The following is a 14,944-nucleotide window of genomic DNA, read 5'->3' on the forward strand; positions in this document are numbered from 1 at the left end:
CAATACAAATATATTATAGATGAAGCGTCGCGGTTTCATGCGCATTTCTCGTGTGCATGCGCGTCGATTTGGTACTATCAGGCTAATATGCAGATCCCCTTGCTGCTCTTTTGAAAATTCGGCGAAAAAACTGTTGACAAGGAATGAAAAGTGTGGCATTATTATCCTCGCGCCGCTGAGAGCGGAGCGAAAACAGAAAATCAGAGCACACTTACAACTGAAAATAGTAGTTACTTCAATTTTGCTGAAAAGGTCATCGGTCTGCATCCAGGAGGACGCAGTCCGAAGGACCACGAACACCTCATCATCAAGAGAGCACAGATTGCACACAAGCGCACAAGAGTACGAGGTGGATGCCCAGGTGCCAAACGCCGATGAAGGACGCGGAGACCGGCGAAACGTTCAGGGGGAGCTGCATCCAAGCGATGAGCCCTGAGAATCCGAATGGGGCAACCCATCCAGAGTGATGTCTGGATACCCCTTGCTGAACCCATAGGCAAGGTGGAGGGCAGTGGGTGAACTGAAACATCTCAGTAACCCGACGAAAAGAAATCAACCGAGATTCCCGTAGTAGTGGCGAGCGAACCGGGAAGAGCCCAAACCATTCGTTCTTCGGAACGGGTGGGGTTGTAGGACCTGCACTCCCTTGCACAATCGCTACTCGAACAGGCTGGAACGCCTGACCGGAGCGGGTGAGAGTCCCGTAGAGAACGGCGGCGGTGCAAGCGCAGGGATCCTGAGTACCACGAGGCACGTGAAACCTTGTGGGAAGCTGGGGGGACCACCCTCCAAGGCTAAACACGTTTGGCAACCGATAGTGAACCAGTACCGTGAGGGAAAGGTGAAAAGCACCCCGAGAGGGGGATGAAAGAGACCCTGAAACCACGTACTCACAAGCTGTCAGAGGTCACTGTCCTCAAGGAGGACCAAGGACTGATGGCGTGCCTTTTGTAGAATGATCCGGCGAGTGGTTCGTTGTCGCAGGTTAACCTTCGGTAAAGAAGGGGAGCCAGAGGGAAACCGAGTCTGAAGAGGGCGCAGTGTGTGGCAAGGAACCGACCCGAAACCGTGTGAGCTACCCATGAGCAGAGTGAAGCGAATGTGAAAGTTCGTCGAGGCTCGCACCCACCAGTGTTGCAAAACTGGGGGAGGACTTGTGGGTAGGGGTGAAATGCCAATCGAACACGGAGATAGCTGGTTCTCCCCGAAATGCATTGAGGTGCAGCCACAGGCAAGAACCCTCGTGGAGGTAGAGCACTGAATGGGCTAGGGGCCAAGTGCTGGTTACCAAACCCAATCAAACTCCGAATGCCACGAGTGCGTCCCTGTGAGTGAGACGGCGGGGGCTAAGCTTCGTCGTCAAAAGGGAAACAGCCCGGACCACCAGCTAAGGTCTCTAAAAGATGCTCAGTGTGAAAGGGAGTCAGTGCGCAATAACAGCCAGGATGTTGGCTTAGAAGCAGCCATCATTGAAAGAGTGCGTAATAGCTCACTGGTCGAGTGAACTGGCACCGACAACGTACCGAGGCTCAAGCATCTTACCGAAGCTGTGGATTGATCTCTTATGAGATCAATGGTAGGGGAGCGTTCTTGACCAGAGAAGCCAGACCGTGAGGACTGGTGGAGGGAAAAGAAGTGAGAATGCCGGAATGAGTAGCGTTATATCTGTGAGAACCAGATACACCGAATGCCTGAGGGTTCCTGGGCAACGTCAATCGTCCCAGGGTTAGTCGGGACCTAAGCCGAGGGCGTTAAGCCGTAGGCGATGGAGAGCAGGTAGGACAATCCTGCACCAGAGCAGATCGTTTGAGTGAAGGGGGGACGCGGTCAGGAAGGTGAGCCCGTCGAATGGACAGGACGGGTGCCCTGTCTGAAGCGCGTGGACGAGGAAAATCCCGGCCACAGCGAGCGTGACAGCAGGGCCGAGCGCCCGAAGAGGGTGCGGAAGTCATCGGCCCCCATGCCGCCAAGAAAAGCCTCTAGCGAGATCGAGCTCTGCCCGTACCGCAAACCGACACAGGTAGGCAGGGAGACGTCTCTCCAGGTGATCGAGGGAGCCTCTGCTAAGGAACTCGGCAAAATGACCCCGTACCTTTGGAAGAAGGGGGGCCTGAGTAGCTTTCGTGCTGAGAGGCACGGGGGTGAGCAGGCTGCAAGAAATGGGCCCAACCGACTGTTTACCAAAAACACAGGTCTCTGCGAACGCGAAAGCGGAAGTATAGGGGCTGACTCCTGCCCAGTGCCGGAAGGTTACGAGGAGTGGTGAGCGTAGCCATGAATCTAAGCCCCGGTGAACGGCGGCCGTAACTATAACGGTCCTAAGGTAGCGAAATTCCTTGTCGGGTAAGTTCCGACCCGCACGAAAGGAGCAACGAGTTGGGCACTGTCTCGGCAGAGGACTCGGCGAAATTGAAGTACCCGTGAAGATGCGGGTTTCCCACGACAGGACAAAAAGACCCCGTGGAGCTTTACTACACCTTGGCCTGGAAACGAGGCAGGACGTGCGTAGGATAGGTGGGAGCCGGAGAACCCTTCCTTGTGGGGGAGGGGGAGGCAGCAGTGAAATACCACTCTCGTTGTGTTTTGTTTCTCACGCGTGAGCCATAAGCTGGCATGCGGACAGGGTCAGGCGGGTAGTTTGACTGGGGCGGTCGCCTCCCAAAGGGTAACGGAGGCGTCCAAAGGTTCCCTCAGGGTGGATGGACATCACCCGAAGAGAGTGCAAAGGCAGAAGGGAGCTTGACTGCGAGGCAGACAGGCCGAGCAGGGACGAAAGTCGGGCTTAGTGATCCCACATTCCCGAGTGGAAGGAGTGTGGCTTAACGGATAAAAGCTACCCCGGGGATAACAGGCTGATCCTGCCCAAGAGTTCACATCGACGGCAGGGTTTGGCACCTCGATGTCGGCTCGTCGCATCCTGGGGCTGGAGTAGGTCCCAAGGGTTGGGCTGTTCGCCCATGAAAGCGGCACGCGAGCTGGGTTCAGAACGTCGCGAGACAGTTCGGTCTCTATCCGTCGTGGGCGCAGGAAGATTGAGGGGAGTCATCTTCAGTACGAGAGGACCGAGATGGCTTGACCGCTGGTGCGTCAGTTGGCCTGCCTGGGCCAGAGCTGAGTAGCTACGTCAAGAAAGGAGAAGCGCTGAAAGCATCTAAGCGCGAAGCCGACCCCAAGAAGAGTCTTCCCGCTCTCTCTGAGAGGAGGGAGCCAAGACCCCAGAAAGAAGATCTGGTAGATAGACCGTGCGTGGACGTCTGGTAACAGGCGAAGCGGAACGGGACTAATAGTCGAACGGCTTGTTGAATCGTAGCCTCGCAGGTGAGGGGAGGTGGTGCAGAGGAAGGTGCCCGAGCGGGTGCAGCATCGATGACAGTTCGGCAAAATTGAGGTAACTACTTTTTCAGGTGTAGTAAAGTTTCTAAAAACGATGAACCATATGTCATCGCCTTTAGATACTGCGCATGTGATAACTGACAATTGCCACCCTACAAAAACGTAGCGGTGGTTTTTTGTTGTGTACAAAGAACAAAGGCGCTTCCTCCTTATTAAGAGGAAGCCACCAGTTCCGTGAGAGCACAACGGATCTCTTTTTGCACCTCACTATCTTCCTCTGTCTGCATGCATTCCTGCAAGGCATTGGTTGCCTGCTCGCCTCCGATTTGGCCAAGTGCCCAGGCGGCGTGACCTCTGATTAACGGCTCATCATCATGCAACGCCTTGATCAGCGCCGGGACTGCCTGTGGATCTCTGATATTGCCTAGCGCTACACAAACGTTGCGCAATAAGCCGCGGCGCTTGGTTCGTTTAATAGGGCTTCGACGAAAACGCTCACGAAACTCTTCCTCACTCAGCTCAAGCAGTGGGAGGAGTTCAGGCGTACTGCCGACTGTCGGACGTACGCGATACTCCTGATGTGGCTGGAATGGGCCGCTCTTTCTGCGGGTGATGCTATCAACTGCGATCATCTGTTTCTGCCCTTCCTGACGAACACCTAGTCGTCGCTCTGCTACTTTATTAACCGGGCAGACTTCCTGGCAGATATCACAGCCAAAGATCCATGTCCCCATAAGCGGACGCAGTTCTAAGGGAATGCTGCCCCGTAGCTCAATTGTCAGAAACGAGATACAGCGGGTGTTATCCAGTTCATAGGGGTTGGGAAGCGCGCCGGTCGGGCAGGCATGCAAACAGATCTCACAGTTTCCGCAGTTCGCCTTGAGCGGCTCGTCTGGGGTCAGAGGCAAATTCGTGACGATCTCAGCGAGAAAGAGCCATGAGCCCCAACCGTGGGTAAGGATGTTGGTGTTTTTGCCATACCAGCCAAGCCCGGCCCGTTGGGCCACCGCACGATCAACCATGCGTCCAGTATCGACAAAGAGGCGCGTTTCAAAATCCTCCCGCGAGACCTCTGAACGAGCGTATTCGCGCAGCCATTCGGCAAACTGCTTGAGTTTGGGCTTTATGATATCGTGATAGTCATCTCCCCAGGCATAGCGAGCGATTCGTCCTCGGGGTGTGCCTTCATGTGCATCTTCAGGCATCTCCGTCAGGTAGACCATGCCCAGAGAGATAATAGATTGCGCTGTAGGCAAAAGCGCTTCGGGATGACAGGAGACATCTGCCCTCTCGGCTGTGAACCAGGAGAGACCATCCATCAGGCCGCGTCCTATGCGCTCTTTGATGACCTTTTTAGCCTCTGGAAAGGGCTGTGCAGTTGTCACCCTTGCTATATCGAAACCAAGCGCGTATGCTTGTTCTTTGATAGTCTGTGTATCTAACATAGTGTTAATTCGTAATATCTCGTCGCCTGATGGCCCACCACGCTGGAAGAAGGAAGAGTGCCAGATAGAAGGCAACCACCAGGAGCGCGTGCAGGTCCGGAAACGGCGACGGCTGATTCCCGAAAAGGTACGATGAGCGATTCTGGATCAGTGCTGCGAGATTATTTGCCATAAAATAGCCCGGGAGTACTTCTAGAACTGCTCCTATGATACCATGAAAATTCGGGAGATTCAGGATGATACTCTGTATGGCGCTTTCCACGACCCACCAGACGAGCGCGCCTGCGACGCCTGCTGTGGTGGCTCTTCCCAGGGTTCCCAGACAGAGCGCAAGCATGCAGTAGGTAAAGGTATAGAGGATCGTGGCAAGAATATAGAGGAAGCAATTGAACAACCACGGCCCGGAGAGAAATGCAAGGCTCTGGGGAATGTTTGCCAGCATCGAAAGCACCACGCTTGAGAGAATACCAACCACAAAGAGAATGCCGACTCCCACTATGGCATAGATCAGGATTGCACCAACTTTCGCGAGGAAGAATTGTGTGCGTGTTGGCCCTCTGGTGAGCATCAGGCGCACAGTGCCTACGCTGTATTCGCCCCCGACAATTGTTCCAGCCAGAATAATAAAAAGGATAAGTTCAACAAGCTGGATGGTTTGAGTGACTCCTTCGATTGAGCCTGGCAGGCTGAGCAGGCTGGCATATTCCTGCAATCGGTGCTGTCTCTCCGCCTCTGCCAGATTCAGTTCTTCTCGGGTGGGTTCATGGTTCAAACAATCAATGGTTGTTTCGACGCTTGAACAGTCGGGCGGTAGCAGGTTTCGAGTTGGCGTATGAGCCAGAAAAATCGCCGGTCCCCCTTTAAAGGCAAAGCTGATGATCATAGAGAGGATACCGATAAGCAGCAGCACCTTTGACATGGGACGCCGTCGAAATTTATACAGTTCAACTCCGATTAAACGCAGCACCGTACTGAGATAATCTGCGCGTCCCATCACAACAGTATCCCGGCGAATGAGGGCTGGAGGATTGGTGCGAGCTGGTGGTTGTGCTGTCATACTTCTTCTTTCTTCCCTTCCCCTGATTTCTTTGAAGGAACGACGCGCTTGATAGGACCGCTCGCCAGGGCCTCCATGCCAGTATGGCCTGTGCCAGCTGTGGGGGTTGTCAGTTCCAGATAGAGATCTTCCAGACTGCCGATTCGCGGTTGTAGTTCGGCTGCGAAAAGCTGATGCCTTGCCAGATACGCATTGATTGCGGATGAATGACTTGCTGGCGCTTTCAGTATGAGCATGGTATCCTTTTCGGGCACTTGCTGGACGTAAGAAATCCAGTTCAAATCTTCTTGCCGGGCCTTTTCAAGGAGCTGAAGCGCTTGCTGGCACTCTTCTGCTGTGTTCAGGCGAAGCTCTATCTCTTCATTGCCCTGAAGCAGTTCATTGACATTTCCCTGCATAATCAGGTTCCCTTTTCGTAAAATGGCAACCCGATTACAGACCTGCTGCACCTCGTTCAGGATGTGGCTCGAAAGAAAGATTGTCTTTCCCAATGCCGCAAGGCGCTGAATCAGCCGCCGAATCTCAACCATACCCGCTGGGTCGAGTCCGTTTGTTGGCTCATCCAGTAGCACCAGTTCTGGGTCATGTAACAGAGCCGCAGCAATGCCGAGACGCTGTTTCATGCCTAACGAGTATTTGCGCAGCGGGAGCTTCTGATAAGCGCTCAGGTCAACGATGTCGAGCACTTCGGCAAGGCGGCGATCGTTTGACTTTCCCGACATCATCCCGGAGGCGGCCGCGGTCACACGCAGATTGTCGAGCGCGGAAAGGTAGGGATAAAAGACGGGCGTTTCAATAATCGCGCCGACCCGCTGCAAAATATCCGAGAGCTGAAGGGCGGTATCCATGCCAAAGAGGATGGCCCGGCCCGCTGTCGGGCGAATCAGGCCAAGTAGCATACGGATCGTCGTTGTTTTGCCGGAGCCATTTGGCCCGAGGAAACCGAAGACATCGCCTCGCATAACCTGCAAATGCAGATCGTTCACAGCAACAAGCTTCCCGAATGCTTTGGTTAATCTATCTGTCCGAATAATCACATCTCTATCGTAAAGGGATGACATAAGCTCTCTTTATAGCTCCTTGTCCCTGGAAAGCAGTACACACAATGTGTTGTGTGCTGACACTTTCTGACTAGCGGTTCGTTACGGTGTATGTGCCTAGTATGCATGGTTTCTTTGTTCCTGGCAAGTCATTCTTATGTCAAAAGGGCACAGAATGTAGAAGAATAAAAAGGAAAAGAAGGCGTGTGGCGTTACATGGTTCTTGTATATATCATCAGGAAAGAGATAGAATGCAGTTCACCGAGAAATAAGTATAAAAGGAGGGAGAACAAGAACTGTCCTCCCTGCTGCTATAAAGTGGGTTTTTAGTCGAGCATAGGAATCTGCACACCAAGCTCCCTGGCGCAGTCAATTGCTTCATCATAACCGGCATCGACATGGCGCATCACGCCGGTTCCGGGATCGTTGGTCAGCACACGTTTCAGGCGTGCGGCGGCCTCCGGTGTTCCATCAGCGACAATGACCTGTCCAGCATGAATGGAGTAGCCAATACCGACACCTCCGCCATGATGGAGTGAGACCCAGGTTGCGCCTGAAGCGGTGTTCAGCATCGCGTTGAGCAACGGCCAGTCCGCAATGGCATCGCTGCCGTCTTTCATCGCCTCCGTCTCACGATAGGGCGAAGCAACCGAACCACTATCAAGATGATCACGTCCGATAACAATAGGAGCCTTGACGATCCCTTTTGCGACCAGCTCATTGAATTTGAGCCCCGCCTTATCGCGTTCGCCATAACCAAGCCAGCAAATACGGGCGGGAAGGCCCTGGAAGTGAATCTTTTTCTGGGCCATCTTGAGCCAGCGATGCAGAGACTCATTTTCCGGGAAGAGCTCCATCAGCGCCTCATCGGTGCGGTAGATGTCCTCAGGATCGCCAGAGAGGGCGACCCAGCGGAATGGTCCCTTGCCGCGGCAGAAGAGAGGGCGAATATACGCAGGAACGAAGCCCGGAAAGTCCATTGCATGGTTCTCTCCGGCCTCCAATGCCTGACCACGCAGATTGTTGCCATAGTCAAAGACAACAGCGCCGCGCTTTTGCATTTCCAGCATGGCCTGTACGTGAGTGACCATAGAGGCGCGAGACAGCTTGATATACTCCTGTGGATCGCGTTCGCGCAGCTTATTTGCCTCTTCGAGCGTGTAGCCAGCGGGAATATAGCCATTGAGTGCGTCGTGAGCCGACGTTTGGTCAGTTACCATATCCGGGATGATCCCCCGACGAACCAGTTCAGGATAAATTTCAGCGGCATTCCCAATCAGGCCGATAGAGAGTGGCTGCCCCTGGCCGCAGGCTTCGCGAACCTGGTTCAGCGCCTCATCGAGTGTGCTTGCAATCTCGTCACAATAGCCTGTTTCGAGACGACGGCGGATACGGCTTTCGTCGACCTCTACGGCCAGACAGACGCCCCCATTCATTGTGCAGGCAAGTGGCTGAGCGCCACCCATACCGCCGAGGCCTGCGGTGAGGACAAACTTCCCTTTAAGCGATCCTCCAAAATGGCGGCGTGCGGCTTCAGCAAAGGTCTCATAGGTACCCTGCACAATGCCCTGAGAGCCAATATAGATCCATGATCCCGCAGTCATCTGACCGTACATTGTCAGGCCAAGCGCCTCAAGACGGCGGAACTCATCCCAGTTGGCCCAATGGGGGACGAGGTTTGAGTTAGCAATCAGCACACGGGGCGCATCGGGGTGAGTGCGAAAAATACCAACCGGTTTCCCGGATTGAACGAGGAGAGTTTCATCATTCTCAAGTTGCTGGAGGGAACGTACTATAGCATCGAAGGCCGCCCAGGAACGAGCGGCGCGTCCCGCTCCTCCGTAGACCACGAGATCATCAGGGCGCTCCGCGACCTCCGGGTCCAGGTTATTCATGAGCATGCGCAAGGCAGCTTCCTGCTGCCAGCCTTTACAGCTCAGAGTGGTGCCGCGAGGCGCGTGTACCGTACGTGGTCCTGACGTCTTCGGCGTCTTTGCTGAAGATGCCTGTCCATTATTGGGCATAGCTTTCTGTTCCTTTCTTCTGGATGGATTGTAAAATGCGAAGTCTGTAATGAGTATACCGTATCCGGGCGCGATGGGCCATGCCGAAGAAGGAATCTCCGTCAGAGGTAAGCCAGGGCTATTGTTGTTCTCGCATTGGTCTCTCGGAATACCTTTTTGCTGCCTGCTTCTACCTTGTTTGGTCTTAACGCCGTATGCTATAATCTGACGAGGAAAAGTAGCTCTGCATGTGCTTATAACGTACCGAAAATAGAAGCAATTATTGATTCTGTGCAGTGCCTGTTACACTGCGAAATCTATTTAGCAATAAACAAAGGGGCCGCCCGCGAGGGGTAGGCCTTCATGTCTCCCCTGTTGCACGTGCTCAGACCGTAGCTAAGAGGGTAGAAGCGCAGGTTGCTCAGGAAAGGACTTAGCTCTATGATTGATCCCGATAGCGAATTGGAACCCAGGTATCAATCTGTAATTACAACGCCAGATTGGTATCAAACAAATATACCGTGTCAGGTTGGCTGTCCAGCACATACGGACGTCGCCACCTATATCGGCCTGATCTCTCAGGCCCGCTTTGACGAAGCCTATCTTTTGAACCGCAGAGCGAACGTCGTACCCGGTGTCCTCGGTCGTACCTGTGCGCGTCCCTGTGAGCCGGTGTGTCGTCGTAACAAGGTTGATGGAAAACCGATCGCGATCTGCTGGCTGAAGCGTGCAGCAGCCGACCATCGCGAATATCGCCATCATGCCGATCCTCCTCCTATTACGAAAGATAAAAAGGTTGCGATTGTTGGCGCCGGCTCGGCTGGTCTGGCCTGTGCCCGCGATCTGCGTGAAATGGGCTATCCAGTCACCATTTATGAGCAGTATCCGGTCGCTGGCGGCGTGATGATCAACGGTATTCCTGTATGGCGCTTGCCGCGTGAGATCACTCGCGAGGAGTGTGACGAGTACATGGAGGATCTGGGTGTTGAGGTGAAATACAATACCCGGGTTGGCCGTGACGTTCAGTTGACTGATCTGCTGAAAGAATATGATGCGGTCTTTATCGGTGCTGGCTGTTACATCCCGAACCCGATGACCGGCCCTGATGGGAAAGTGGTGAAAGGCGCAGACCTCTTCGGCGTCGAAGACGGCATTAAGCTGCTGGATAAGACGAACTTCGGTGAGCCTGCCTTTATCGGCAAGCGGGTGGCCATTATCGGTGCTGGCTTTACGGCTATGGACTGCTGCCGTACCGCGATTCGCTTTGGTGCGGAGAAGGTCTACGTTATGTATCGCCGCTCCGAAGAAGAGCAGCCCGCCGATGAGTACGAGGTTGATGAGGCGAAGCTGGAAGGCGTTGAGTTCCAGTACCTCGTTTCGCAGACCGAAGTCACCTCAAAGGATGGTGTCCATGTCAGTGGCATTCGCTTTATCCGTAACAAGCTTGGTGACCCCGATGCCAGCGGTCGCCGCCGCCCGGTTCCAATCCCTGGAACCGAGTTTGAGATTGAGGTTGATACGGTGGTGCCCTGTTTCGGTCAGTATAGCGACACCTCCTGGCTTCAGGCCGAGGAACTCGGGCTTGAGGTGAACAAATGGGGCGTGCCGTTGATCGATTATGAGACCTGGATGACAAGCCACCCTGGCCTCTTCGCCGGCGGTGACTACACTCAGGGCGCTCGTAACCTGATTTCCGCGATCGGTGACGGACGCGATGCTGCTGGTGCGATTAACCGCTATCTTGGTGGTGAGGATATCCCGGCTGAACCTCCAGTCGAGATTGAGCTACCCGACTATCGCCGTGGTATGGTCGACAACTATGAGTCCATTCCACATCAGCTAATTCCTTCGCTGCCGTTGAAGGATCGCTACAGCCATACACGCGAAACCGAAATCGGTTACTCCCCAGAGGAGGCTGTGGTACAGGCGAGACGCTGTTTGCAGTGTCAGTTGAATATTATGATCGACCCCTCGATCTGTATTCTCTGTTCTGGCTGTGTCGATATCTGTCCCTATGACTGTATCAGCATGGAAGGCCTCTCGCGCGTGGTGAAGGGCGATCCGATGCATCAGGGAACCGAGACCTGGCGCGGTGGTGCCGATATGATCATCGATGAAGAGAAGTGTATCCGGTGTGGCCTCTGTGTTGTGCGCTGCCCGACAGATGCAATCTCTATGATCCAGTTCGAGGTCTCCAGCCCGAACAAGCGTTGGAGTGTCTCCAAGATCCCGGTACTCAATGTCTAAAAGAAGAATGCGCGGGAAAGGGTGCTTCTCTCTTGAGAAGTGCCCTTTCTTTGTCTGAAATGAGGGTGCGTAATGGATCTGAAACGCCTGAGTAAAACAATCTCATACGCTTTGCGACACCATCCCGATGAGTTTGGCTTACAGCTTGATGTGCAAGGGTGGGTCTCGCTGGATGCTTTGCTTGCGGCGCTGCGAAAGAGACGTGCGGAATGGCGCCATATCGGAGAAGATACTATACATATGGTGATGGCGAACGCGGATAAGCAACGCTTCGAGCTTCGAGATGGCAGGATCAGAGCGTATTATGGCCATTCCCTCCCCGCGAAAATACAGCGTGAAGCGGCTCCTCCTCCCACACTGCTCTATCACGGGACAACTCCCGAAGCGGCTCGTATCATTCAGGTACAGGGCTTGCGTCCAATGAGAAGGCAGTATGTTCACCTCTCCGAGGAGCGTGAGACTGCTCGCATGGTGGCGCTCCGCCGTACCTCTACCCCGGTGCTGCTTGTGGTGCGCTCACGAGCGGCCTATGAAGATGGAATCTTCTTTGCACCTGGCAATGACGCTATCTGGCTCTCCGATCCGATCCCGGCACGTTATCTTGAATTTCCTCCTGAAGCCCGGAAACAGAGAGCCTGATGGCGCTTATTTGACGATCTGGATGTGCTCTTTCATATAGTTAAGTACGACGCGATCAATGTGCTGATCTTTGAACCAGCGTTCCTCAAGATTCTCACGTCCAATATAATGCTCGAATGCTTCCTGTGTCGCCTGATCATAGACGCCAGTAAGCTCACCGTGATAATCGCCAGTGGCCTGTAACATGATTTGAAGCTGATGGGCAATCGTCTGGTCAATGGGAAGGATATCGGCAGGATCAGGAGGGAAAAGATAAAGTTTATGCAACTGAAGCAGGCGCTTGAGCTCTTCAATTGGAGTGGGGTGATCGTCAACGCGGAGATCGATAAAGCGATCGTTAAAACCGCCATAGCCGCCTTTTTCTCGCACGACCAGCAAGGCGGCTGATTGTTGGCCGCGGCTGTCTCCTCCGGCAGCCTGACCCGCGGCCAGGGCCGCAAGCAGTCGATCGCAGAGCAGACCTTCAGTTGTTTCAAAGGTATGAGCCATCGCAAGCACGGTCTCTTCGCTGACAAGAATATTACCCTGACAGGCGTAGTGCTCGCCTGTTTTGCCGCCTGCCCAGGAAAAACAATGTTCACCGGTGAAGGTCACTGGTGTGCCGGTTGCTCCCACAATGCCGACCTGTCGTTCAGCGGCGTCCGCATCGCGCTGGAGAAGCTGTTCCAGCGTTTCCTGAGGAGAAAGACCGCTTTCCAGCAAGGCCAGTCCCTCCGGTCCATAGCTGGTGTTCGCAAAAGCCTGGGTGGCAATGGCTCCTACTCCTGCTTTTGCCCAGGGAACAACGGAACCAACGGCGAGAAAGCGTGATTGAACAGCTATCCCTAGCTCGCCAGTTTGAGGATCACGGGCAACAATTGAGTATGTCATTTACGAAAACCCCCCATGTACGAAATAAGAATATGGTGCTATTATAGCATGCAAATATAGAAAGAGATACAGGAAGAAGGGAGATCATAGCAGGACGTTTGTTCTTAATACACAGCACCGCCTATACATTCGGGTTCTCTCCGTGTGTCTGGCCCAATTGGGGGGAGTGATGCAGGCGGAAAAAACAGGAAAGTACTCGATTTTTAGAACCGGATGCTCAATTTCGTGGATAGAAACTCTTGACTTTTGTCTATCTTTTACGCAAAATTGAAAAAAGCCTTTTTCCATGAGAGATATACATCTTGATCGACGTATATACATGGAAAGGCGAGTGTACCATTGGATCAGGTATATCTTCGACTTTTCCTCCTCCTCGGCAGGTCTTAAGTAGTCTGGGTGGTTCTTTTCAGGGGCGGACTTGCCCGAAAGTCAAGATGTACACAGGTCTTCGAGGAGCGAAGATGGTGCGACATGATTGGTCAGATGATGACCTTGCCCGACGGCTGTATGAACGTGACCCGGACGCTTTGGAAACTCTCATCTCCCGGTATTCGCGTGAAGTGTTTTATTTTATCCGTATCGTCTTAGACGGTATCGGCGTCGCTCAGGACGCAGAGGAATGTGTCAATGACCTCTTTGTCGCCGTCTGGCAGGAGATTGATACCTTCGATGCCAGCCGCGGCACACTGCGTACCTGGTTGACCATGCGGGCGAAGTATATCGCCCTGGATCGTCGACGTCAACTCTGTCGACGACAGGCCCATAATTTGCAATCGGCTGATGAGAATCGTCAATGGAACTCGTCAGATGGCGGTGGCCGTAAGTCTTCTGGTTGGGGCTATGAACACGAGAGCAGAGTGGCTCTTCCCCCACATCCTGAAGCCAGTATGGAACATCTGCTAGAGCAAAGTGAAAGGCGCGAAGAACTGCGCCTTGCCTTGGCGACGTTGCCTGAGCTGGACCGCTACTTGATCTATCAGCGGTATTTCAGATTCGCCAGTACCGAGGAACTGGCTGCCAAGACCGGACTGACCCGGCATGCAGTAGATACTCGTCTCTGGCGAGCGCGGAAAAGCTTACGTGAGGCGCTCAAGGAGCATGCACATGAGTATGAGCGAATTTGACAGACGATTGCACAACGACGATGACGCCTGGCTTGATTCGTGCCTGCGGGCTCAGGGACTTCCTGAGGACTTTTCAGAAGAAGACCTTGCTTTTGCCCGAGAATTGGGCACGCTCTTTCCTGCTGATCAGGATGAATTGCCTCCCTATTTTGCTCAAACACTGTTGGATGCCGATAATACCAGGTATCAGGAGGCACCCAGGGGGTTAGAGCAAAGAACACAAGCGCGTGTCTTCCGTCGATTAAAGTTGCGACGTCGACTCTTTCGCTCTGCTAAACGAAACAGGTGGCGGCTTCCTTCGTTGCTTCCACCCCTTCATCTCCATCGCTCTCTGGTCGCCTTTGGGATGGCCTGTCTGTTATTTATGCTGGTATCAATGCTTGCTACCGGCAATGCCTTTGCGAATGGCTTACTCTTTCTATTTGTTGGTCCTCACACCGGCGTGGTTCAGTCTCACACTCCTCAAACGGAGGTATCACATCAATCAGAACATAAGACAACTGATGAACCCGAACATCTCAGTCTGCCTGACGTGCAGCGGTTACTCCACTTCCCTTTCTATTATGCTTTTGAATGGCCACCCAATTTCCACACCGAAAGCGTGAGTTTAATTCAGCGACCCGGGCAGGAGTGGACTGATGGTCCGATCCTGAAACTGGTGGCAACGTATAACCGCCCGGGCATCAAGCCACATGGCGTGGGTGAAATTGCCATCTGGCAATTTAAGCCCCGTGTCAAGGTGGTACAAAGTGTCTCGCTTGGCTCGGTTCACGAGCTAAAGGTGGGCCCTGATGGCAAAGCCGCTATTATTGTGAATGGCAAATGGATGCCCTTGCAGGACTCTAATGCTCATAAATGGGTATATAACGGATATTCCGAGCTTATTTTTGAAAAAAATGGAGTCATTTTCTGGATTCAGGGCGACGTTCGTGATGGAGTAACCCAGGATCGATTGGTCTCGATTGCAGAGAACTTAAAGCCGTTCGATGTTGAGGCGGCTTTGCGGTACAACGCTCCCTTCAATCATATCTGGCAGACCTTTGATTATCCATCCTGGATGCAAAACGCACAACTGGTTGATTCGGATAGTTCTGACGGTCCGTATTTGATTGTCCCACCGCCAGACTATCCACCGTACCCTTCTAACAGGGTCCGCTAATATCCTTTCAAGGGAATGCATGCGATC

General features: G+C 53.5%; 9 protein-coding genes and 1 rRNA gene. 5 read left to right on the top strand and 5 right to left on the bottom strand.

The window, feature by feature from the left end:
- Window positions 1-326 precede the first annotated feature (326 nt).
- Window positions 327-3,304: ribosomal RNA gene (locus tag KTH_RS26665) — 23S ribosomal RNA — on the top strand.
- Window positions 3,305-3,545: 241 nt separating this feature from the next.
- On the opposite strand, the gene queG is transcribed toward KTH_RS26665, so the two are convergent.
- From queG to hutU, 4 genes are all read right to left on the bottom strand, one after another.
- Complete coding sequence (queG, locus tag KTH_RS26670) at window positions 3,546-4,778, bottom strand: tRNA epoxyqueuosine(34) reductase QueG (protein ID WP_497621930.1); 1,233 nt, start codon at window positions 4,776-4,778, stop codon at window positions 3,546-3,548.
- Window positions 4,779-4,782: 4 nt separating this feature from the next.
- Window positions 4,783-5,835: an ABC transporter permease gene (locus KTH_RS26675; RefSeq protein ID WP_497621932.1), complete on the bottom strand. Its 1,053-nt coding sequence runs from the start codon at window positions 5,833-5,835 to the stop codon at window positions 4,783-4,785.
- Window positions 5,832-6,872, bottom strand: coding sequence for an ABC transporter ATP-binding protein (locus KTH_RS26680; RefSeq protein WP_497621934.1), 1,041 nt, complete (start codon window positions 6,870-6,872; stop codon window positions 5,832-5,834). The genes KTH_RS26675 and KTH_RS26680 overlap by 4 nt, the downstream gene beginning before the upstream one ends.
- Window positions 6,873-7,201: 329 nt before the next feature.
- Window positions 7,202-8,899, bottom strand: a complete 1,698-nt coding sequence (hutU, locus tag KTH_RS26685) for a urocanate hydratase (RefSeq protein WP_497621936.1) — start codon at window positions 8,897-8,899, stop codon at window positions 7,202-7,204.
- A gap of 420 nt (window positions 8,900-9,319) precedes the next feature.
- On the opposite strand from hutU, the gene KTH_RS26690 reads away from it, so the two are divergent.
- Both KTH_RS26690 and KTH_RS26695 read left to right on the top strand, forming a co-directional pair.
- Window positions 9,320-11,125, top strand: a complete 1,806-nt coding sequence (locus tag KTH_RS26690; protein ID WP_497621938.1) for an FAD-dependent oxidoreductase — start codon at window positions 9,320-9,322, stop codon at window positions 11,123-11,125.
- A gap of 72 nt (window positions 11,126-11,197) precedes the next feature.
- Window positions 11,198-11,764, top strand: coding sequence for an RNA 2'-phosphotransferase (locus KTH_RS26695; protein ID WP_497621940.1), 567 nt, complete (start codon window positions 11,198-11,200; stop codon window positions 11,762-11,764).
- A gap of 6 nt (window positions 11,765-11,770) precedes the next feature.
- Here the strand turns inward: KTH_RS26695 and KTH_RS26700 are convergent, their stop codons facing one another.
- Entirely contained in the window at window positions 11,771-12,634 is an 864-nt protein-coding gene (locus KTH_RS26700; RefSeq protein WP_497621942.1) for a DUF1028 domain-containing protein, read from the bottom strand.
- Window positions 12,635-13,095: 461 nt separating this feature from the next.
- Here KTH_RS26700 and KTH_RS26705 point away from each other — a divergent pair, with 461 nt between their 5' ends.
- Together KTH_RS26705 and KTH_RS26710 are read left to right on the top strand one after the other, a co-directional pair.
- Window positions 13,096-13,758 (top strand): sigma-70 family RNA polymerase sigma factor, encoded by a 663-nt coding sequence (locus tag KTH_RS26705; RefSeq protein ID WP_170142760.1) that lies wholly within the window; start codon window positions 13,096-13,098, stop codon window positions 13,756-13,758.
- Complete coding sequence (locus KTH_RS26710; protein ID WP_137686185.1) at window positions 13,739-14,917, top strand: hypothetical protein; 1,179 nt, start codon at window positions 13,739-13,741, stop codon at window positions 14,915-14,917. The genes KTH_RS26705 and KTH_RS26710 overlap by 20 nt, the downstream gene beginning before the upstream one ends.
- Window positions 14,918-14,944 lie beyond the last annotated feature (27 nt).

Source organism: Thermosporothrix sp. COM3 (genome assembly GCF_059696735.1).